This window comes from Paraburkholderia elongata, from assembly GCF_013177735.1.
Taxonomy (GTDB): domain Bacteria; phylum Pseudomonadota; class Gammaproteobacteria; order Burkholderiales; family Burkholderiaceae; genus Paraburkholderia; species Paraburkholderia elongata.
In genome coordinates this window covers 1-21,588 of the sequence record NZ_WOEZ01000075.1, presented here as the reverse complement: position 1 = coordinate 21,588, position 21,588 = coordinate 1, and the positions used below count along the sequence as shown (strand labels likewise).

Below are 21,588 nucleotides of genomic sequence, written 5' to 3'. Positions count from 1 at the left end.
TTGACCGCGAGTAACTGGTAATCACTTATCGAGATCATGCAGTCGATTTTTATCGTTGGACAGTGATCACGGCAACGCCGATAGTTGGTAACAACACAAAAGCGAGCAGGAGACGAAGATGATCGATGAACCCCCGGCGTCGAGTGTAGATGCTCACGCATATCACACGGACGCGTCCAAATTCGCGAACCGTTTTGCGAAGCTCTTATATGACATGGTCTGCCAGTCGAATGCAGAATCCGCGAAGCTGGGATATACGCAGGTCGGCGTTTTTCTGCATTTGACGGATTCGATCTCATGACGACAATCTGCGCGTTCTCAACTATCTGCGAAAAACGCTTCATCAACCAGAAGGACTTCGAATGAACGTCACCCCTCCGCTGACGCCATCAACGGTAGCGCCGTCGCACGTCGAACCGTCAAAGAGCTATGAATGGAAGGCTGTCACGCTGATGGCCCTCGGCATGGGCCTGGTCGGTATAGATCGCTTCCTGATCGTGCCGTTGATGCCGGTACTGATGCGCGACCTGAAGCTCGACTATCAGGACCTCGGCCATATCACGGGAGCTTTGGCGATCGCATGGGGATTGTCTGCACTCCTGACAGGCAATCTCTCAGACAGGATCGGCTTCAAGAGAGTCATCGTACCGGCGATGATCGGATTTTCTTTGCTTGCAGGTCTTGGCGGACTCGCGACCGGCGTCGGCAGCCTGATTGCCATCCGGGCATTCATGGGGGTAGCTGAAGGCGCCTTCACGCCTGCGAGCATCATTGCGACCATGGATGCGTCACCGCCGAGCCGGCACGGACGCAATGTCGGAATCCAGCAAATGATGCCCGCTCTGCTCGGGCTTGGTCTCACACCGATCGTGGTGACGCAACTTCTCAAGGTGATGAACTGGCCGTGGATTTTCCTGCTGGTGGCATTTCCGGGGCTCATCGTAGCGTTCCTCGCGCAACGGGTATTGCGCCGGCCGTCGCCGACTGAAATTGCGAAACACACGGCGACACACGATACGGCCCAACATCGCTGGTATGAGGTGTTTCGTTATCGCAATGTGCCGCTTGGCATCATCTGCATGCTGTGCTGGCTCGCGTGCCAGATCGTCATTGCTGCGCTGTTTCCCAACTATCTTGTCGACTATCTGCATCTCGACATGCAGCAGATGGGTTTCATTCTTTCGTCACTAGGCTTTGGCGGAGCGATCGGGGCTCTCGTGCTGCCGGCGCTTTCAGACCGCGTCGGCCGCAAGCTCGTCATGCTGTTTTCAACGGCGGGCGTATTTCTTTCGCTATGGATTTTTCTGCGAACCGGGGCGTCGCCGGTTCCCTTGTTCGTTTGCCTGATGGTCGCGATGGGTTGTCTGTATAGCCTGATCACACTGACCGTCGGTCCGGTCGCGGCGGAAGCCGTGCCGGCTCAACTGATGTCCACGGCATCGGGCATGATCATCGGTATTGGCGAGGTCTTTGGCGGCGGCGTGGCACCTGCTTATGCCGGTTATCTGGCCAAGCATTTCGGCATCGAGCATGCGGTAACCATGCCGCTCTGGACAATCTGCGCTGGAGCGATCGCAGTCGCAGCGTTGAAGGAAACGGCTCCTGCGCGGATTTTCAATAAACGCGGGATTAAGTCGGGAGAGAACGGGGGAAATGATGCCCGATAACACTGGCAAGGTGGGCGTGATGGAGACGCCCGAGCGCGAGGCCTTTTACGAGCGGATCGGCAAGAAGAACCTCGCGCCACTTTGGACGTCGCTTAATGACTTGATTACCCCCGAGCCGCGCAGCAAATGCGTGCCGGCACACTGGCATTTCGCAGACGTCCGCGCGGCCATGATGGAGGCGGGCGGCATCATTTCGGCAAAGGAAGCCGAACGGCGTGTGCTCGTGCTGGAGAATCCCGGCCTGCGTGGTGAATCGAAGATCACAACCGATCTGTATGCGGGGGTGCAACTGGTCCTTCCCGGCGAGGTCGCGCCCGCGCACCGTCACGCGCAAACAGCCCTGCGTTTTGTGTTGGAAGGCGGTGGCGCTCACACATCGGTGAATGGCGAACGCACAATGATGAACGAAGGCGACTTCATTATCACGCCGCCGATGGCGTGGCACGATCATGGCAACGAAAGTGATCGGCCTATTTTCTGGCTGGACGGTCTGGACATACCCGTGGTGCAGTTTGTGGACGCCTCGTTTGCCGAGCATCTTGGCGAGGACGAGCAAGCGACTACACGCCCCATCGGCGACAGTGACGTCCGCTACGGCGCCAATCTGCTTCCGGTAGACCATCACCCCGGCGGCGGAACCTCGCCGATCTTCAACTATCCCTATGCACGGACACGCGAAGCGCTGGAACGGATGCGCCGCGCGAACGCCTGGGATCCCTGTCATGGATTGAAGATGAGATACGTCAACCCAAACAACGGGAAGTATGCGATGGCGACGATGGCTACCTTCACGCAGTTGCTGCCTAAGGGGTTTTCGACGGCAGCGTACCGTTCCACCGACGCGACAGTCTTTGTGCCTATCGAAGGGCGGGGCCGCTGCCGGATCGGAAACGACGTCGTCGTGGAGTGGAGCAAGCGGGATATCTTTGTCGTCCCGTCGTGGCATCGCGTGCAGCACGAGGCAGACGAGGACAGCGTCCTGTTTTCTTTTTCCGACCGCCCCATTCAGGAGGCGCTTTATCTGTTCAGGGAGGAAAGGGGCGCAACCTGAAGTGTGCCGCATCGTTGCACCATCTGACACCTAATACCCCAGCCGCCGTAGCCTTCGTCTGAGTTGCCCGAAGCATACTTTGCGCTCGCGAAAATCCGGGAACTACGGGATTGGCTTTCGTTGGCGCACGCTTCGATTTTTTCTAAAGACGCTTACATAGCGTCAGCTTCGGGTAGACAGCGCCAGGAAGGAGCACAGCAGTGTTCGTGCGGTAGCGCTCATGCGCGCGAACTCCGGCGCGTATACGATATCTGAATGAACATGGAGGGCGGTCATGACCACGGCTGCCAGTTTTCATATCGGCTACACGCAATACCTTGGCCCCAGCGGCGAGCCTGCTCAGCCGTTGCCTGCGTTTGCGCGGGACCCGGCGGCGCTGATTCCGCTCTATCGCGCGATGGTGCTGACACGGGCGTTCGACACCAAGGCAGTCGCATTGCAGCGCACCGGCAAGCTCGGCACCTTCGCGTCGTCGGTCGGACAGGAGGCGATCGGCGTCGGCGTCGCCAGCGCGATGCAGTCCGGCGACGTGCTGTTTCCTTCCTATCGCGATCACGCCGCGCAATTGCTGCGCGGCGTCACGATGACGGAAAGTCTGCTGTATTGGGGCGGCGACGAACGCGGCAGCGACTTCAGCGTGCCCCGCGACGATTTCCCGAACTGTGTACCGATCGGCACGCAGGTATGTCATGCCGCCGGCGCGGCCTATGCGTTCCTGCTGCGTCACGAGCCGCGCGTCGCGGTGGCGATCTTTGGCGACGGCGGCACGTCCAAAGGCGACTTCTACGAAGCGATGAACATGGCCGGCGTCTGGCAGGCGCCGCTTGTCCTCGTGGTCAATAACAACCAGTGGGCGATCTCGGTGCCGCGCAGCCACCAGAGCGCTGCGCAAACGCTCGCGCAAAAAGCGATCGCTGCGGGAATCGACGGGCTGCAGGTCGACGGCAACGATGTGATCGCAGTGCATCACGTAGTCCACGCGGCGCTCGCCAAAGCTCGCCGCGGCGATGGCCCGACGCTGATCGAAGCGCTCAGCTATCGTCTTGGCGATCACACGACAGCCGATGACGCGACGCGCTATCGCGACTCCGAGGTCCTCGGCAAGCAATGGGAATACGAACCGTTGCTGCGCTTGCGCACGTACTTGATGCGCATGAACGTCTGGGACAAGGCGCAGGACGAGCAACTCGGCCGCGCTTGTCTTGCGCAGGTCGAGCAGGCCGTCGACGCGTATCTGGCGGTACCGCAGCCGGACACATCCGCCATGTTCGATCACCTGTACGAAACCTTGCCGCTGCCGATGCGTGAGCAACTGGCGATGGCGCAGCGATTCGCGCCCCCTACGGGGAACCGTCATGGCTGACCTCAACATGGTCGAAGCGCTCAATCAGGCGCTTGCATACGAACTGGCGCACGATCCAGCCGTCGTGCTGCTCGGCGAGGATATCGGCGTGAACGGCGGCGTGTTCCGCGCGACGGTCGGGTTGCAGGCGCGATTCGGCGTAGAGCGGGTGATCGATACGCCTTTGGCTGAAACCGCGATCGCCGGCACCGCGATCGGTATGGCAGCGATGGGCCTGAAGCCGGTCGTGGAGATCCAGTTCAGCGGGTTCATCTATCCGGCCATCGATCACATTCTGAATCACGCGTCGCGTCTGCGGCATCGAACCCGCGGACGGCTGACGTGTCCGCTAGTGATCCGTGCGCCGTGTGGCGCAGGGATTCACGCGCCGGAGCATCATTCCGAAAGTCCTGAAGCGTTATTCACCCACATCCCCGGATTGCGTGTCGTGACACCGTCGTCGCCTGCACGCGCATACGGTTTGCTGCTGGCGTCAATTCGCGACCCGGACCCGGTGATCTTCTTCGAGCCGACGCGACTGTACCGGCTCTTCAGGCAGCCGGTGGAGGATAACGGTGAAGCGTTGCCGCTCGACAGTTGCTTCACGCTTCGCGATGGGTCCGACGTCACCCTGGTGAGTTGGGGAGGCGCGGTGCAGGACGCGCAGGCCGCGGCCGATCTGCTCGCGCAGGAAGGCGTGATGGCCGAGGTGATCGACGTGGCGACCCTCAAACCGCTCGACATGAACACCATTCTCGCGTCGGTCGCGAAAACCGGACGCTGTGTGATCGTGCACGAGGGCTCGCGCACCGGAGGGGTGGGGGCGGAGATTGCCGCCAACATCGCCGAGCACGGACTGTACTCGCTACTCGCGCCGGTGCAACGCGTCACCGGATATGACGTGGTGGTGCCACTGTACAGACTCGAAAATCAATATATGCCAGGCACGGAGCGCATCGTTGCCGCGGTCAGGCAGACTCTGGAGGCGTCGTGAAGCCATGAAAGTCTTCAAACTGCCCGATCTCGGCGAAGGCTTGCAGGAAGCGGAGATCGTCGAGTGGCACGTCAAGAGCGGCGACGAGATTCGCGTGGATCAACCGCTGCTATCGGTCGAAACGGCGAAAGCGATCGTCGAGATTCCGTCGCCGCAATCCGGCCGCATCGCGAAGCTGTTTGGCCAGCCGGGCGACGTCGTGCATCTGGGCGCGCCGCTCGCCGCATTTGAAGGCGAGGGTGACGAAGCCGATGCCGGCACCGTGGTCGGGCATATGGAGGTCGGCCAGCACGTCGTGCGGGAAGCGCCGGCGGCGCCCGGCGGCGGCATGGGCGCGGGTGCCGGCGTGATCAAGGCAATTCCGGCGGCGCGGGCGCTCGCGCGCAAGCTGGATGTTGATCTGGCGATGGTGACGCCATCGGGGCCGGAGGGCGTCATCACGGCGGCAGACGTGCAGCGTGTCGCGAAGGTCCTCGCCGAACTCGGGCCGCCCGAGGTGCTGCGCGGCGTGCGGCGCGCGATGGCGCAGAACATGACGCGCGCGCAGAGCGAAGTGGCGGCGGCAACCGTCATCGACGATGCCGACATTCATGCGTGGCCGCCCGATACCGATGTCACGATCCGCCTGATCCGCGCACTGGTGGCAGGGTGCCGGGCCGAGCCGGGGCTCAACGCATGGTTCGACGGACATACGGGCCGGCGCCACGTGCTGGAGAAAATCGATCTTGGCATCGCGGTCGATCTGCCGGATGGCCTCTTCGTGCCGGTGTTGCGCAACGTCGCGCTGCGCGATCCGGCAGATCTGCGCGGCGGGCTCGATCGGATGCGTGCCGACATCCGGGCGCGCAAGATTCCGCCGGAGGAACTGCGCGGCAATACGATCACGCTGTCGAATTTCGGCATGATCGCAGGTAAATATGCGGCTCCCATCGTTGTGCCGCCCACTGTCGCGATTCTCGGCGCCGGGCGCATTCACGAGCAGGTTGTGCCAGCAGCCGGCGTTCCCGCCGTGCATCGGATCTTGCCGCTAAGTCTGACATTCGACCATCGGGTCGTCACGGGCGGTGAGGCAGCGCGTTTTCTTGGCGCGACGATCGCGGATCTGCAGATGGCACGGTAGCCGTGCTCGTATCCGGCATGCCACTCATGGCGCCGCGCTGTCGCCCTGTTTTTTGTGCTGCGACGCCATCCGCTCCTGCTGCGCGGGGGACACCGGATCGTAGTGGCTGAGCTGGATGCTGTAGTTGCCGTGCCCGCCGGCAATGGCGTTCAGACGCGACTGATAGTCGTTGAGTTCGGACAACGGCACCTGCCCCGCTACGACCACGGCGTTGCCGGCGGCCGTGCGTGTGCCATGCACCTGACCGCGCCTCGCGGACAGGTCGCCGATGATGTCGCCCATCGCGGCTTCCGGCGTCATCACCTCGATGTCCACAATGGGTTCGAGCAGAATGGGCTGGGCTTTCAGCACAGCATCGATGAAGGCCTTGCGCCCGGCGGAGACGAATGCCACTTCCTTGGAGTCGACTGGATGGCTCTTGCCGTCGAAGACGGTGACGCGCACGTCCTGCATCGGGAAGCCGGCAAGCGGACCGCTGTCGATGACCTGCAGGATGCCTTTCTCCACGGCGGGCATGAACTGGCCGGGGATGGCGCCGCCCTTGACCACGTCGACGAACTCGAAACCCGTGCCTCGCGGCAGTGGCTCCACGCGCAGCATCACTTCGCCGAATTGCCCGGCGCCGCCGGTTTGCTTCTTGTGGCGACAATGTCCCTCGGCCTTGGCGCCGATGGTTTCCCGATAGGCGATCTTCGGCGGCCGGGTCACGACCTCGAGCTTGTACTGCTCGGACAGGCGCTCCAGCATGAGGCGCAGATGCAATTCGCCCAGACCTCGCACCACCGTCTCATTGGTGCCGACCGGGTGTTCGATGCGCAGGCAAGGGTCTTCCGCACTCAGCTTTTGCAGAATCTCCCAAAGGCGTTGCTCGTTGCCCCGGCGCGCGGGTTCAATCGCGAGACCATAGATGGACGTGGGGAAATCGAGCGGGGTCAGGTGGATGTTGCCGTCCTCGGGGGCGTCATGCAGCACGGCATCGAAGCCGATCTCGTCGACCTTGGCCGTGGCGCAGATATCGCCTGGACCGGCCTGCGGGACGTCCACGTGCTCTTTGCCCTGCAGCATCATCAGATGGACGACCCTGAACGGCTGGCGCCCGTCGCCGATATAGAGCTGGCTGTCGCGCCTGATCGTGCCCTGATGGATGCGAAACACGGCCATTTTGCCGATGTAAGGGTCCATGACGATCTTGAAGGCATGGGCCAATACATGCTTGTCGGCGACCGGTTCGGCGCGCACGACTTGCTGGCGTCCGTCGGCATCGCGGAAGAAGAGCGGCGGGTTGCCTTCCGTGGGATTGGGCAGGAGCCGGACGAACACATCGAGCAATTCCGCGATGCCGGCGCCGTTGGCCGCCGACGTGAAGCAGACCGGCACCAGATGACCTTCGCGCAGCGCCCGTTCGAAGGGCTCGTGCAACTGCTCCGGGCTGATGGCCTCGCCCTGCTCCAGGTAGAGCTCCATCAAGGCGGGATCGATCTCGACCACTTGATCGACTAGCGCATTGTGCGCGGCAGCAACGGACAGGAAGTCGGCGTCGCCGGCAGGGTTGAAAAAACAATCCACCACTTGGCGGCCGCTTTGCGCCGGCAGGTTGATAGGTAGGCACTCCTTGCCGAAGGCCTCCTGGATTTGCGTCAGAAGCCCGGGAAGATCGACCTTTTCGCCATCGATGCCGTTCACGACGATCATTCTGCAGAGCTTGCGTTCCTCCGCCCACGCCATCATGCGCCGGGTGGTCATTTCGATGCCGGTCTGTGCATTGATGACAATGGCGGCAGTCTCCACAGCAGGCAGGGCACTGATCGACAGCCCGGAAAAATCCGGATAGCCGGGTGTATCCAGCAGATAAATGCGGGTATCCCGGTAGTGCAGGTGGGCGACCGCGGAACTCAGCGAGTGGTGATATTTGCGTTCGAGCGGGTCGAAATCGCAAACCGTGGTGCCACGCTCCACGCTGCCGGGCGCGTGTATCGCGCCGCCCTGATGCAGCAGGGCTTCGACAAGCGATGTCTTGCCGCATCCGGCATGCCCGACCAGGGCGATGGTGCGGATGGCGTCGGGGCTGTAACCCATGGCCGCCCTCGTCCAGTAGTGGATGTGGGGCCATTATTGGCGAAAACGGACCCGCGTGCCATACGGATGATCGTTCCATTTCGTCGTCATGCGCGCGCAGTCACGGCGCTGCCGTCTGCATGTTTTCACACGCGAACTAAAGCGACCTATCCTTAAGGGATATCAAGCGAAAGTCTCCCGTTCCCTTTCTTCCGGAGGAGGTGCGTCATGTCGATGTCTGCCACTCTTGAGGAGTGCCTGCGCAGCAAGGGCTCCCAGTACGAAATCGTGCATCATCCGCACAGCCATTCCAGCATCGAAACCGCGGCGGCAGCGCATATTCCCGGCGATCGCCTCGCCAAAACCGTGTTGTTTGAAGACGAACACGGCTATGTGGCGGCTGTGCTGCCATCGACCTACGCCGTGCGGCTGTCCGAGCTTTGGGCACAGACCGGACGCCACCTCCTGCTGGCCAAAGAGGTCGATCTGCGGGAGCTGTTCAAGGATTGCGACGTCGGAGCGCTTCCGCCAGTGTGTACAGCCTATGGCATGTACACCTATCTTGACGAGAGCCTCGCCCATCAGCCGGACGTCTATTTCGAGGCCGGCGATCACGAAGCGCTGATTCACATGGACACGGATCAATTCCTTGATCTGATGGACCGAGCCGAGCGGACACGCTTCGCCCGTCGCATGGCGGGCACGCCGAGTTGACCGGCGCCCGTCGGGTGCGGCAAGGCTTGCGCAGCGCAGCATAAAGCGCGCTGCGTTACCCAACCTTTGCGCGAGGCAGATCATGCAACGCAGCGATGCGGTCCTGAAGCAGGTGATGGCAGCCTTCGAACGTGAATCACACCTGAAGCTCCGGAATCATCCCATTCATATGAGCTTCGACGACGGCGCCCTGACCGTGGCGGGCGAGGTGCCGGATATCGCATCCAAGAAACGCCTTCTTCATTTGACCCAGTTGCACTGCGATGGAACGCGTCTGGTCGACCAACTGCGTGTTACCGCCAACCCGTCGGTCGGTGATGGCGAGCTACGCACGCGTCTTTGCGAACGGCTGGCGCAGACGGTGGAGTTTCGCAACTGCGTGATCTGTGCGCGCGTCAAGGGCCAGCTGGAAGTGCTGCACGGCACCATGGACGACGCGGGCAACGACGGCAGCGGCGTCGTCGAAGTGACGGTCGAGGACGGTGTAGTGACCTTGACGGGGCAGGTGGGCAGCCTGTCCCACAGGCGCCTCGCGAGTGTGATTGCCTGGTGGGTCGGCGGCTGTCGCGACGTGGTGAACCTGCTGGAGTTGGTGCCCGCCGAAGCAGACGGCGATGATGAGATTTCCGAGGCTTTGCACCTGGTGCTCGAAACCGATGTGCGTGTGCGCGCCGAGCAGATCACCATCAATGTGGAAAATCACAGGATCACGCTAGCAGGTTGGGTGGCGACCGAAGCAGAAAAACGGCAGGCGGAACAGGACGCCTGGTGTCTGGATGCGATCGATGGCGTCGTCAATCGTATTCAGGTGGGGGCCTGATCTGACTGCAGGCTCGTTTTGTAGTCCGGACGTTACTGCTTTCCATAGAACGGCGGGCGTGACGGGAAATGGGTGCGCGCAAGATTTTGTCGGGCGTGACAATGGTTGCGTTGTCCGTGGGATGCCTCGCTGCGGACGCGGCGAGTTCGTGTTCTCCGGCGTTCTCCGAGGTCGATGTCAAAAACGGCCTCAAAGTACAGGCGGATTGCGGACTCCCCGGTCAAACCCTCAATCGTCTGACCATCCAGTTGAATCGCGTGGTGAAGGGCGCCAAACTTACCGACGCCCAGATAGTCTCGCTTGCGAGCGCGACCAACGTGATACTAGGCGCGGCATATGCGCAATCGGGCCGTGCTGGGCGCAAGACCGATACCGCGTTCGCCAACGTCGAACCGCTAGTCGAGCGCCTTGCCGGGCAAATCAGGGCGCAGCCCGACGCAGCGCTCGCGGCAGAAGCCCGGCAATGGGCCACACGTTACGAGGATCTGCTGCGCAGATCCTCGATCGCACGGAGTCCTGATCCTCTTGAATTGCACATCGACGACGCACTCGAGCGCTTTGATCTGGAGAGTGCATCACAGTTGCTGACCCAACTGCTTGCCGAAAAACAGGGAACCCCGCAAGTAACCCCGCAGGTGTTCGCGGCGCGTTGCTATCAGGCTGGCGAGATCGAATTGCTGCGCTTCGCGCCGCAGAATGCGCTCCCGTATCTGGAAAAAGCCCATGCGTTGCAACCGGAAGATAGCGACATGGCGACCGCGCTTGCCGACACTTTGCAGGAGCAGCGCGAGTTTGAACGTGCGGAACCGATTTACCGCACGCTCTTGTCGCGCTATCAGGTGCTTGCACAGGAGAAGCCCGCCGCCTACCAGCCCCAGATTGCGCGCACATTCGACAAGCTTGGCAACCTCTACGTTGGATTGCAACGACCCAAGGAAGCGGAGGCCGCCTATCTGCGGGCGCTGGAGACCTATTGGGCATTGGCGAAACAGAACCCGGTGGCTTACGGGCCCGCTGTGGCAGAAACTTTCGACAACCTCGGCGTCCTATATCGCGATACACAGCGCCTGAAAGAAGCGGCGGATGCTTATCGCGAAGCGCTGGACATCGATCGTGCGTTGGCCTATCGCGACCCCGCGACCTACAAACCCGATATGGCGACGACGCTCAACGACCTCGGCATCCTGTACGGTGCCACACAACGCATGAGCGATGCGGAGCAGGCGTATCGCGAGGCGCTGGACATCCAGCGGGCTCTTGTGCGAAGCAATCCCGCGGCCTACCGCCCGGCACTCGCTCGTACACTGAACAATCTCGGGAATCTTTATAGCGCGATGCAGCAACTCCGGGAAGCCGAGCATGCCTACAAGGAAGCGCTAACGATCCGGCAGCAGCTTGTCCGGGAGAGTCCAGCACTCTATAGGCCCGATGTGGCGCGCACGCTGACCAATCTTGGCGCGCTCTATCGCGCCACACAACGGCCGAAGGAGGCGCAGCAAGCTTATCAGCAGGCCTTGCAGATCTATCGTGTGCTCGCGGAGGAAACCCCGATGGTCTACCAGCCGGACGAAGCGCGGACGTTGAACAATCTAGGTGTCCTCTTCAGTCACAGCGGGCGCCCACGCGAGGCTGAAGACGCTTACCGGAACGCGCTGGACCTTTACCGGACTCTGTCGCGGGATACTCCCGCGGCCTACCGCCAGGATGAAGCGCGTACACTCGGCAACCTGAGCTCGCTCTTCAGCCAGACTCAACGACCGCTCGAGGCCGAGGAGAGCCGGCGTGAAGCAGCCCGTCTTCTCGACACAACGGACGCGCCGTAGCGCCGTAGATCGCACCCACGATAAAAAGCGCGATCAGTGCGTGTATGACGAGCACCGCATCGGCGAGCCAGATCACGAGTTATCTTTGGCCATCCACGGAGGCCATTCGAAAGACTGAGATGCCCTCCATAGGGTCCAGTGTTTCGCGCCAGGGGGCACGCTCCAGTAAGCGGATCGTGTCTTCATAACCTACGGCCCAGCGCCGCTCGATGCCATTCGAGGAAAAATCGATATCCCTGTTCAAATCGTTGTTATCGAATGCCGGCGCGTCGAGTTCCAATACTTGCATCGTCGTGCCACAGCCCCAGCCGAGGAGCGCCTGAACCTCCGACGTATCGCGTTTCTCTTCGGGGATGTGCTGGCTGAGTTCGCGAATCACGTGACGCAGCCGGTGAATCTGCTTCTGTCGATCGAGATGACTTTCCGCGCGACTCGAATACTGAATGTCGCGCTGCCGGCTCATGACCTGCAAGATGGATTCGGGTTCCGGACCGCTCGATGGCCACAACTGCACCGAAAAAATCACTGAGCTGCTTCGCGGCCGATCATCGAGCACGGCTTCCAGCGGCGTGTTCGAGTAGATGCCGCCGTCCCAGTACGATTCGCCTTCCAGTCGCACCGAAGGGAAGCCGGGTGGAAAAGCGGCGGATGCCATCACGTGCTCGACGTCCATCGGCGCGTCGCGATTGGTGAAATACCGCATACGTCCGCTGCAGACATTGACCGTGCCAACCGTCAGCCGCGTCTCCTTGCGATTCAGGTAATCGAAATCGATCAGTGAAGACAGGGTTTCACGCAGTGGCTGCGTCGAATAGAATGCCGCCCGCTCCGCGCCGACGCGCGCCTGAATATTCGCCCATGATCCCGGCTGTGGGGTGAAGAACGACGGCACGCCTTGCGTGACGATCGCCATGTCGCGCGACCAGTTTGCGAGCCCAGGCAACAGCCAGCTTGCCGCATCGACGCCACGACGCGCCACACCGTTCCAGAACTGGGTTAATCGCGCAACGCGGTTCTCGGGCAGATTGCCGGCGATGATCGCGCCGTTTATCGCACCGATCGACGTGCCGATCACCCAGTCGGGTGTGACCTTGCGGTCATGCATCGCCTGATAGACACCCGCCTGGTACGCGCCGAGGGCACCGCCTCCCTGAAAGACAAGGACAACCTGTCCGGGAATGTCCGGTGCGGCCTCCGACCGGCCGGCCGCGTTAGCGTTGCGTTCGCCGTGCGTCTTGTTGCCCATTGCAGGTCTCCCGGACGAATGCCGCGATGCCGGTGATTTTGCCACGGGTGGGGGCGGCCTGGCGCTGCGGTGGTCTTTTTTACTGCCGTGAGGGGCTTTCGGGCAGCTTTAGGACTCTGCTGCCTGAAAGGCATCGAGCTTTATCGTTAGGGCGTGACGGACTGGACCCGATTGCGTCCCGCACGCTTCGCGTCGTAGAGCGCGGCGTCCGCTGCCTGAACGAGTGCGTTGGGCGTGCTCAGCGTGTTCGGTTCGTTCGTCGCGCACCCGGCACTGACGGTGACCTGACCGCCAGGTATTGGCGCAGTCATGCCCAATTGCATGACTGCGAGCCGGGCCTGCTCGGCAATGACCAATGCTTCTTCCGATCCAGTGTCGGGTAACACCAGGGCGAACTCTTCGCCGCCGTAACGGGCGACGAAATCGCTTGACCGACGCGCTGTTCCTGCCAGCGCTTTCGCAATTGCGCTAAGGCAGACATCGCCCCGCAGATGGCCGAAGGCGTCGTTGTAATCTTTGAAATTGTCGACATCGACCATGACGAGCGAGAGCGACTGACCGTTGCGCGCCGCACGGTCGAATTCCCTGCGAAACTGGTCGTTAAAGTAGCTACGGTTATAAACGCGCGTCAGGGCGTCGTGTGTGGACGTGAGCAACAGGGAAGCGTGCGCCTCGGACAATTCGCGGTAGAGCACGGTCACTTCCCAGACCAGGACGCATACCAGGACGCCGGGCGCCAGCATGCTGAAGACCCGCGCGACGTACCAGCCAAGCGTGAACTGGTCCATGCTCAATAGATTCAGGCAGGCGTCCGCAAAGGACGCCAGTAGGGCAATGGTGACCCATAGATCGAGCACGGTCCGCAGTCGCCCTTTGAGCAGGACCACGACGATCGCGAGAACGTCAAGCGAGCAGATGACGAATCCGGTTCGGCCGCCTGAAAGCGCGTTCGTCTCGGGCGCCGTATGAAAAGGCGTCGACAGATTCGCATGAATGGCGAGGATCCCGAGCGCTGCGGCAAGCACTATTGGAACACCGATCAACGCCCACGCCCAGCGATCGATATCTGGTAGTTCGATCGGCTTGCTCGGGAAGCGGTCGCGTGTGAGCGCTGCCAGAATGACGAGCAGCGGAAATCCCGCATGCCAGAAAACCCACATCCAGGCCGCACTTTGAGGCCCGGCGCCGAACAGGCCGGTGCGCGTGAAAACACCCGGGAACATCAGCAGTTGCAGAGCGACGGTAATTGCCGTGAATGCGTACGCGCCGCCGAGCGCGCCGAGCATCGGTTGTGGCGTCACGGTAAAGCGGGCGCCGAGAAGGAACGCGGCGATGCCCGATGTGGTGAACACCGTGAGCGCACACATCGGCATGAAGGGAGTGATGGCCGGCAACGTCTGGTGCGCGCGCGGACCCGCGATCATCAATGTGAGCAAAACGAATAACGCGCATGTACCTGCAAAAACGACCTGTTTGCGCGTCGCCGGCCCTATAAGCAAGCTGTCCATTTTGACCCGTTCGGTTGGTATTCGGTCGTCTCAATGCATCCGCGTCGCCGACTGCCTAATGTGTATGCCGTGTCGGGCAATACATGGCGGAGTTCGCTACGGAACGCGTTGATGCTTTTATTTTTCGGCAAAGCGCGATGGAGCGTCGCGGCCGCCTGGAGCATATTGTGCTACAAATCGGCCCCGATAATCGGGTGATTACCGTTCGCGATAGTGCTCGGCCATATGGTCGACGAAGGCTCGCACCTTGGGCGCTACATACCGCGTTTGCGGGTAAAGGGCGTAATAGTGGCGTGCCCCGAGGGAGTAGCCGGGAAGGAGTTGAACCAGTTGGCCGCGAGCCAGATCGGTCTGAACGATGTGCCGCGTGACTGGGAAGGAACGAAGTCTAGGGGCTGCAGGTTGTCGCTACGACGCCGCGTGCGTCACAAGCTCTGTGCATGATGTGCACAGGTTGTCAGTCGTCAAGGGCGGTGGCGCGGCGAACCCGCGGCGATCGACAGGGTCGCCACGGCGAAGAAAGATTTCAGCAGGCGGAGATAGCTCAGGCAGCCGGTGCAGCAGGTGCATTCGGCGTGTATTTCCGTAGTCGCTGGGAAATCAGATGAGAAGGCTTTTCGATCATCCGGTAAAACACATAGCTGATGGCGAACGCCAACGCCACCTGCACGAACCATGCGAATCGGGATGTGTCGTCGAATCCGGTCATTTCCAGCAGCGCAAGCGCCATCTTGTGGCAAAGATAGAGGCTATAGGACCACGCTCCGAACGCAGCCAGTCTGGACCACACGCGACCTTTGGAAGGCGTGGCTGTCTCCGCCGCGATCCAGATTACCGCAAGGAACTGAAATAGCGGAAGCGTGATATCTGGGGTAATCAACGGCACAACGGCCGGTTTGAGATTCGATTCGGACAGCAAAATCATAATTGCTGCCCCGCCCGCGACAACTACCACTCTCAGTGCAACCAGATGGTTTGCCAGGTAACGAGTGCTCCGATCAAGGCCGCGCTTGAGCATCAGGGTCAGCGGGGAATACGCGCCATGGATGTGGAACTGCTCCGCGTTGCGTTGGGTCTCCGCGATCAGGCAGCCGAAAATCCATCCAGCCGCATACAGTAAAGCCGTACCGGGAACGCCATACGTCTCTATGACGCAGCCGTGGCAAACCGGGTGCCCTACCAGACGAACCACGGCCACCATCACGCCTGCCGCAACTGCGCAGCCAACGATCATTTCGCCGATGTAGCGAAAGCGGGCGCGCAAGATCGGATAAGCGGCGTAATACACCATCTCGCAGTAGAGCGACCAAAGCACGGACTCCAGATAATTTTGCCCCGTCGGCAAAGGTTGAACGAGGCAAAGCAAGATGACCAGCGGCAATCCAATGCGGATGAATCTGGACGCGTAATAGTTGATTGGCTTGAGCGTCACATCCTTTTGATATGCGTTGTGGATGCAATAGCCGGAAATGACAAAGAATACGATGACGGCGGCGGGACCTGCGAACAGGGCTGTCGAGCCTGACCACAATGCGTCGCCCAGGAAGGCCAGCCGATGTGGCAGAAGTTCTTTAAACTCGGGTGGCCGAAAGTGATACATCAGGACCCAGACAGCCGCAAGGAATCGAATGGCGTCTATCTTTAACGACTTGTTCAGATTTGCTGACGCCGACTGATTCAAGGTGATCGCCATTTTTTGCCCCTTCTTCTATTCAGGCTGCGGCGATCTTACCTCCGTGGTCAATAATAAAAATAACAACAAAAATCGAAAAAAATTGAGGAAATTAATACCCCTTCAGCCCATCCCCTTATACACATCTTCGACCGGCAAGGTAGGAGCGTGAAAGAGCGTGTTTACTATCAATGACATAGCGCTGCGCTTGTAAACTTTCGGCGGATCGCGTTTACTCTCGCTTTTTGAGTGGACGCATTGGTCACCGAATCGACGCCCTGGACCCAGACGGAATTCACGCAGCTCGAGCTCGGCGATGCGCGCCTGAACAAACGAGCGAGGCTTTTGATGGAAAGAATGGCAGCCGACCCGATGGCCAGCGTGCCCAAGGCATGCCAGGGTTGGGGCGAGACGATGGCGGCGTACCGCTTCTTCGACAACGACAAGGTCGAGTGGCATGCGATTTTGGAGCCGCATTGGCAGCAGACCCAAGGGCGGATGCAAGCCCATCGGGTCGTGCTCTGCGTGCAGGACACCACGGAACTGGATTTCAACGGGCAAGGCGCGATTGGACTCGGACCGCTGACTTACGAAGCGCAGCGCGGGATGTTTCTGCATCCGACTTATGCCGTCACGCCGCAGCGCGAGCCATTGGGCGTTCTGGATGCGTGGATGTGGGCGCGCGAGAAGAAGGACGGATCCGGTAAGCGCGGGGGTCCGAAGGAAAGCGTGCGTTGGATCGAAGGTTACGAGCGCATTGCCGAGATGGCGCCGAGCCTGCCGTCTACGCGCCTGGTGTATATGGCTGACCGCGAAGCGGATCTGATGCCGCTGATGGAGCGCGCGCAAGCGCTGGGCACGCCGGCCGACTGGCTGGTGCGTGCCGCTCATAATCGCTGCCTGCCCGAAGGAGACAAGCTGTGGGAGCGCACGACCGGCGGGGAACCCGTCGGGCAGATCGCCTTCACGATGGCTGCGCGCCATGGCGTCAAGGCGCGCACGGTACATCAGCGCCTGTGGGTGCAGCGTGTGGAGTTGCCCGCGGGCAAAGGCAAGTGCATCGCTGCGACGTGCCTGGTCGCACGCGAATTCGATGCGCCTGCGGGCGTCAAGCCAGTCGAATGGCGCTTGCTGACCAACCGCACGGCCAGCACGGTGGAGGAAGCGCTCGAACTGATTGAGTGGTATCGGGCGCGCTGGGAAGTGGAGATCCTGTTCAACATCCTGAAGAACGCGTGCCGTGTCGAAGCGCTTCAATTGGGCACGATCGAACGACTCGAGCGCGCGCTGGCGCTGTTCCTGGTGGTGGCCTGGCGTGTGGCTTATCTGATGCGGCTGGGCCGAACCTGCCCCGATCTGGACGCCCATCTGTTCTTCGATCCCGATGAAATTCGCGCCGCCTACCTGCTCACGAAGACCCGAGTGCCGGCGCAACCGAAGCTCAACGAAGTGCTGCGACTGGTCGCGCGCCTGGGCGGATTCCTCGGTCGCAAGGGCGATGGCGAACCCGGCGCAAAAACGATCTGGCTCGGACTCAGAGAAGTTCATGTCGCTGCAAAAACATTGCGCTTGTTAAGCGACGACGGCGGTGACGACATTTGTGTATAACGCCATGGTTACAGCGAGGCCTACCAAAACGTCGCCAAGCACCGCAAGCACGGGGCGATCTATCACGGACTCATTGTTGAAGGTGTCAGCTGACGGAGAAGAAATGCATGCCCAATGACGCCATCACCCCCTTCACCCTCATCCTGGACCGGGGACCACTTCGCCGCCTGGGAGGAGCCAGCGAGGAGATTCGCGACTGCTTCGCCGAGGTGCGCTCACCCCGGCAAACTAACTTGCCGGATGAGGATTTAGCAGAGCCCTGATCGGGGCTGTCAAAGTCAAACGAAAAGAGGAAAGCCATGATTGACCATATTTATCTCCCCGTCTCTGACCTGGAACGGTCGAGCGAATTTTACAAGAAGCTGCTTGAGCCGCTTGGCATCGACATGCCCTACAAGTTCGATCAACTGCACGGTTTCGCGATCAATAGCAATCCGGGTTTCTGGCTGAAGAATGGCGAAGTCGCCAAAGACCTTTACGTCGCATTCACCGCCAAGAGCGCGGACGCTGTCAGGGCCAGCTACAAGGCGGCGATAGACGCGGGAGCTACTTCAAACAAGGAACCGAGCCTTCGGCCCGAATGGCGTGCCGACTACTTCGCGGCGAACATCGGCGACCCGGACGGATACAACATCGAGATTGCCTATAAGCCTTGGCTCTACAAATAAAAGGTAAGAGATCTATGATCCCGTCGTCGCGGCAATCCACAAGCAGCAGATGAGATAGATCGCGATACTGGAATTACCTTCGCTGATATTGCGTTTCGTCGCGGCCAAAGGTCCCGACAAGAACCGCCAACGAACATCGATCCTGCGAGGATTCTTTGGTGCTCTGAGCAGTCTTGATCGCAGCTAAGGCAAGACAGCGAATGACTGCTTTGTGCAGCCGAGTTGAGCGAATCGACCGTCTCAAACTGGCCGAACCCTGTCCCACGACGACGGGCTCAACTCGACCCTGTATAGCGGACTCTCGCGTGCGATCAAAGCGGCCATTGACGTTCCTGTTTGAGGCAGCATGGCGCTTGCACAACCGTGACTCGTCACGCTATTTCTCCATCGACACAATCGCCGCCAACTTTGGCCAGCGCATTCAGCAACCCTGCGCGCAGCGCGGTTAGCGCGTGGCTCTTTTCGTCGAGTTCCGCGAGCTTTGCTTGCAGGCACGCGACCTTTTGCGCTACTCCGAATGTCGGGCTATCCCATACATGAACGACGTCACCGATTTCCGCCAGCGTGAAACCCAACGCCTTCGCGTGGACGATCAACCGTATCCGCTGTAACGAGAGTTCGGAATAGTGCTTGTAAATATTCGTCGCGTGAGGTTGCGTTGCTTTATCCAGCAGACCCATCCGCTCGTAGTAGCGGACGGTATCGCGTGAAACGCCCGCCCGCTTGCATAGCTCGCCAATGCGCATGCTGCCTCCAATCAATGTCGTGGAGCGTCATTTACGCTTGACCGTTGCCTATAGTCAACGGTTTAGAGTGCAACTCACCTTTCACTCCATCAGCAGGCCATGAGCAAATCATTTGATTTTGGCAGAAAAACAGCACTCGTCACGGGCGCTTCGTCGGGTATCGGACGGGCGTTCGCCTATGCGTTGGCCGAACGCGGTGCGCAACTCCTGCTGGTCGCACGCTCTCACGACAAACTGCGTGATCTGGCCGTCGAACTGCGCCGCGACTACGCTTGCGACGTCGATTTCCTCACGGTCGACCTGAGCTCGACCGATGCCGTACCCATGATCGATCGTCACCTGAAGGCGACCGGCACCATCGTCGACGCACTTATCAACAATGCAGGCTTTGCCGCCTACGGGCGCTTTGAATCGATTCCGTTGACGCGCCAACGCGATGAAGTTCTGGTGAACTGCATCGCCGCGATCGAGCTGACTCATCTTCTGCTGCCGGGGATGCAAGCGCGATCCAGTGGCGCGGTCATCAACGTCGCTTCAACCGCGGCATTCCAGCCAGATCCGTATATGGCGGTCTATGGCGCGACGAAGGCTTTTCTTCTTTCATTTTCAGAGGCGGTTTGGGCCGAGAACCGGCATCGCGGCATCCGGGTCGTCGCACTGTGTCCTGGCGCGACGCAAACGGCTTTTTTTGACGTTGTTGGCGCGAAGGAGGCCGCGGTCGGCGTGCCGATGCCGGTCGCGAACGTGGTGCAGGATGCTTTGTGGGCGCTCGATCGCAATCGGAGCTATCGGGTTGTGGGGGCGCGAAATCGACTGCTTGCGAACTTGCAGAGACTATTGAGCCGCCAGATGTCGGCTCGGCTGGTTGAAAAAATCCTTCGGCCGAGAGAAGTTCAGGATCTCGCGGTAACAGATGTCAAGGCGTAGGGTTGCGCTCAATGAGCTGACTGAATCCTGATCCGCTTGCGTCACAGCCATTTTTTGGACGTCTCTTCGAACGGCTGCCTGTGGCCGCTCTTTGTCTGATTCCGTCGACCGTAACCGATCGTCGACGCACGCTCGGATTTCCGCATGGTAGCCGCTTAACGTTGCGATCCGCCGATCGTCTTCGGTGGATAGCTCGCCAGCACGACTGAGGTCGTCACTGGCCCGAATCTGGCCAGCGAATCGATTGCCACTTCGAGCTGTGTCATCTCTTCGACCAAAATGCGAACCATGAAGCAGTCTTCGCCAGTGATCCGGTGCGCCTCGACGATCTCAGGCATCGATTCAAAGGCGCGCAGGCAACGCCTTATCTCAGCGTGGGTCGTGCGGATCCGCACGATCGCTGCGATGCCACGGCCCACAAGACCAGGATTGATCCGCGCCGCGTAACCCTCGATGACGCCTTGCTCTTCGAGTCTTTTGATGCGGGCGGTGACGGCCGGTTGTGAAAGTCCAATCTGCTTTCCGAGCTCGGTATTGCTGATGCGCGCATTGCACTGGAGCGCCTCCAGTATCCGCCAGTCAAGCCTGTCCAACGTTACCTGCCTTTGTTTCATTTGTGCGAACTCCCAACTTCAGTTGATTTGATTGTGCGGCGCCGTCAATTCATTTGATTAGCGATGTTGCCTGAATTCGCTCGCTTTTACACTGGATGCTCATTCAATGATGGAGAGCTGGCAAATGGACCACCCCGTTTTCGTTGTTCCCGGCATCGGCAATTCCGGTCCATTGCACTGGCAAAGCGTGTGGCAGGCGGCGCATCCAGACTGGCGGCGCCTCCTTGTCGAAGATTGGGATCATGTCGTATGCGACGATTGGGTATCGGCAATCGAGCGACAGGTAGCAGAAAGCGGCGAGGACACAGTCATCGTGGCGCATAGCCTTGGATGCCTGGCGGTCGTGCATTGGGCGGCTCGCCATTCGACCCGGATCCGCGGCGCGATGCTTGTCGCCGTGCCGGACCCGGCCACATCGGCATTTCCCGCGGCGGCTGCAGCCGGATTCGCGCCTTTGCAATCGGAGCGGCTGCCGTTTCCTACTATCGTCGTATCCAGCTCCAACGACCCCTATGGCAGCGCAGACTATGCGCATCGCCGCGCTAAAGCCTGGGGTAGCGAACTCGTCGAAGCTGGAGCGAAAGGGCATCTCAACGCGGATAGCGACCTGGGCGATTGGCCTGAAGGATTCAGATTGCTGCAAACGCTGGCCTAAGAGGGATATCCAGCTTACGTTCGCGAACGCCCTGCTCATCGCTAGACCCGAGCGTTGGACTGGGGCAGACAGCGACTGGTCGACGAGAATGTCGACGATCCTGGCCGCTCAGCGACGATCGTGACCGGGCGGTTCGACCTCACGGAATCCGTCGGTCCTCTACAAAGTCGCCGATCAAAGCGGAGACCCAATGTATTCTGGCGGAAGGATCGACATTTATATTCAGGCAGCGCTTCGCTGTCACAATGCCGCACATCAAATTTGGGAGCACAGCTATGTCTTCTGAGCCGCCTGACGGCTTGCCACGCTATCGTCTTCTTACTGGAATGGATGACGCTGCTTTCTGCCATCGGGTTTC

At 60.4% G+C, this 21,588-nt stretch carries 19 protein-coding genes; 12 read left to right on the top strand and 7 right to left on the bottom strand.

The window, feature by feature from the left end:
* Positions 1 to 362 precede the first annotated feature (362 nt).
* The 5 genes from GNZ13_RS15495 to GNZ13_RS15475 all read left to right on the top strand — a co-directional run bounded on the left by GNZ13_RS15495 (position 363) and on the right by GNZ13_RS15475 (position 6,174).
* A complete protein-coding gene (locus tag GNZ13_RS15495) occupies positions 363 to 1,667 on the top strand; it encodes an MFS transporter (protein ID WP_172165785.1) in 1,305 nt (434 codons plus the stop codon).
* Positions 1,654 to 2,718 carry a gentisate 1,2-dioxygenase gene (gene gtdA / locus GNZ13_RS15490; RefSeq protein ID WP_236002010.1) on the top strand — a complete coding sequence of 355 codons (1,065 nt, stop codon included), beginning with the start codon at positions 1,654 to 1,656 and terminating at the stop codon, positions 2,716 to 2,718. Before GNZ13_RS15495 ends, gtdA begins: the two co-directional genes overlap by 14 nt.
* Before the next feature lie 274 nt (positions 2,719 to 2,992).
* Positions 2,993 to 4,081 (top strand): pyruvate dehydrogenase (acetyl-transferring) E1 component subunit alpha, encoded by a 1,089-nt coding sequence (pdhA, locus tag GNZ13_RS15485; protein WP_172165782.1) that lies wholly within the window; start codon positions 2,993 to 2,995, stop codon positions 4,079 to 4,081.
* Entirely contained in the window at positions 4,074 to 5,054 is a 981-nt protein-coding gene (locus GNZ13_RS15480; RefSeq protein ID WP_172165779.1) for an alpha-ketoacid dehydrogenase subunit beta, read from the top strand. Before pdhA ends, GNZ13_RS15480 begins: the two co-directional genes overlap by 8 nt.
* A 4-nt stretch (positions 5,055 to 5,058) precedes the next feature.
* A complete protein-coding gene (locus GNZ13_RS15475) occupies positions 5,059 to 6,174 on the top strand; it encodes a dihydrolipoamide acetyltransferase family protein (protein ID WP_172165776.1) in 1,116 nt (371 codons plus the stop codon).
* A 24-nt stretch (positions 6,175 to 6,198) separates the two neighbouring features.
* On the opposite strand, the gene fusA is transcribed toward GNZ13_RS15475, so the two are convergent.
* Complete coding sequence (fusA, locus tag GNZ13_RS15470) at positions 6,199 to 8,250, bottom strand: elongation factor G (RefSeq protein WP_172165773.1); 2,052 nt, start codon at positions 8,248 to 8,250, stop codon at positions 6,199 to 6,201.
* Positions 8,251 to 8,457: 207 nt separating this feature from the next.
* On the opposite strand from fusA, the gene GNZ13_RS15465 reads away from it, so the two are divergent.
* The 3 genes from GNZ13_RS15465 (at position 8,458) to GNZ13_RS15455 (ending at position 11,586) form a co-directional block, all read left to right on the top strand.
* Positions 8,458 to 8,943 carry an aminoacyl-tRNA deacylase gene (locus GNZ13_RS15465; RefSeq protein ID WP_172165771.1) on the top strand — a complete coding sequence of 162 codons (486 nt, stop codon included), beginning with the start codon at positions 8,458 to 8,460 and terminating at the stop codon, positions 8,941 to 8,943.
* A gap of 82 nt (positions 8,944 to 9,025) precedes the next feature.
* A complete protein-coding gene (locus tag GNZ13_RS15460; RefSeq protein ID WP_172165769.1) occupies positions 9,026 to 9,763 on the top strand; it encodes a BON domain-containing protein in 738 nt (245 codons plus the stop codon).
* Between the two features lie 68 nt (positions 9,764 to 9,831).
* Positions 9,832 to 11,586: a tetratricopeptide repeat protein gene (locus GNZ13_RS15455; protein WP_172165767.1), complete on the top strand. Its 1,755-nt coding sequence runs from the start codon at positions 9,832 to 9,834 to the stop codon at positions 11,584 to 11,586.
* A gap of 79 nt (positions 11,587 to 11,665) precedes the next feature.
* On the opposite strand, the gene GNZ13_RS15450 is transcribed toward GNZ13_RS15455, so the two are convergent.
* The 4 genes from GNZ13_RS15450 to GNZ13_RS15435 form a co-directional block, all read right to left on the bottom strand.
* On the bottom strand, positions 11,666 to 12,832 hold the full coding sequence (locus GNZ13_RS15450; protein WP_172165765.1) for a patatin-like phospholipase family protein: 1,167 nt from the start codon (positions 12,830 to 12,832) through the stop codon (positions 11,666 to 11,668).
* A gap of 146 nt (positions 12,833 to 12,978) precedes the next feature.
* The gene (locus GNZ13_RS15445; protein ID WP_172165763.1) at positions 12,979 to 14,340 is read right to left on the bottom strand and encodes a GGDEF domain-containing protein; all 1,362 of its coding nucleotides are present in this window, start codon (positions 14,338 to 14,340) and stop codon (positions 12,979 to 12,981) included.
* Between the two features lie 198 nt (positions 14,341 to 14,538).
* Positions 14,539 to 14,700 carry a LysR substrate-binding domain-containing protein gene (locus tag GNZ13_RS15440; RefSeq protein WP_172165823.1) on the bottom strand — a complete coding sequence of 54 codons (162 nt, stop codon included), beginning with the start codon at positions 14,698 to 14,700 and terminating at the stop codon, positions 14,539 to 14,541.
* A gap of 184 nt (positions 14,701 to 14,884) precedes the next feature.
* Positions 14,885 to 16,033 (bottom strand): acyltransferase family protein, encoded by a 1,149-nt coding sequence (locus GNZ13_RS15435; protein WP_172165761.1) that lies wholly within the window; start codon positions 16,031 to 16,033, stop codon positions 14,885 to 14,887.
* 228 nt (positions 16,034 to 16,261) lie between these two features.
* On the opposite strand from GNZ13_RS15435, the gene GNZ13_RS15430 reads away from it, so the two are divergent.
* Together GNZ13_RS15430 and GNZ13_RS15425 are read left to right on the top strand one after the other, a co-directional pair.
* The gene (locus tag GNZ13_RS15430) at positions 16,262 to 17,620 is read left to right on the top strand and encodes an IS4 family transposase (RefSeq protein WP_456238725.1); all 1,359 of its coding nucleotides are present in this window, start codon (positions 16,262 to 16,264) and stop codon (positions 17,618 to 17,620) included.
* A gap of 299 nt (positions 17,621 to 17,919) precedes the next feature.
* Positions 17,920 to 18,288 carry a VOC family protein gene (locus GNZ13_RS15425; RefSeq protein WP_172165759.1) on the top strand — a complete coding sequence of 123 codons (369 nt, stop codon included), beginning with the start codon at positions 17,920 to 17,922 and terminating at the stop codon, positions 18,286 to 18,288.
* 371 nt (positions 18,289 to 18,659) lie between these two features.
* On the opposite strand, the gene GNZ13_RS15420 is transcribed toward GNZ13_RS15425, so the two are convergent.
* On the bottom strand, positions 18,660 to 19,034 hold the full coding sequence (locus tag GNZ13_RS15420; RefSeq protein WP_172165756.1) for a heavy metal-responsive transcriptional regulator: 375 nt from the start codon (positions 19,032 to 19,034) through the stop codon (positions 18,660 to 18,662).
* 99 nt (positions 19,035 to 19,133) lie between these two features.
* On the opposite strand from GNZ13_RS15420, the gene GNZ13_RS15415 reads away from it, so the two are divergent.
* Positions 19,134 to 19,961 (top strand): SDR family NAD(P)-dependent oxidoreductase, encoded by an 828-nt coding sequence (locus tag GNZ13_RS15415; protein ID WP_172165754.1) that lies wholly within the window; start codon positions 19,134 to 19,136, stop codon positions 19,959 to 19,961.
* Positions 19,962 to 20,116: 155 nt separating this feature from the next.
* Here the strand turns inward: GNZ13_RS15415 and GNZ13_RS15410 are convergent, their stop codons facing one another.
* A complete protein-coding gene (locus GNZ13_RS15410; RefSeq protein ID WP_172165752.1) occupies positions 20,117 to 20,575 on the bottom strand; it encodes an Lrp/AsnC family transcriptional regulator in 459 nt (152 codons plus the stop codon).
* A 124-nt stretch (positions 20,576 to 20,699) separates the two neighbouring features.
* Here GNZ13_RS15410 and GNZ13_RS15405 point away from each other — a divergent pair, with 124 nt between their 5' ends.
* Positions 20,700 to 21,230 carry an RBBP9/YdeN family alpha/beta hydrolase gene (locus GNZ13_RS15405; RefSeq protein ID WP_172165750.1) on the top strand — a complete coding sequence of 177 codons (531 nt, stop codon included), beginning with the start codon at positions 20,700 to 20,702 and terminating at the stop codon, positions 21,228 to 21,230.
* Positions 21,231 to 21,588 lie beyond the last annotated feature (358 nt).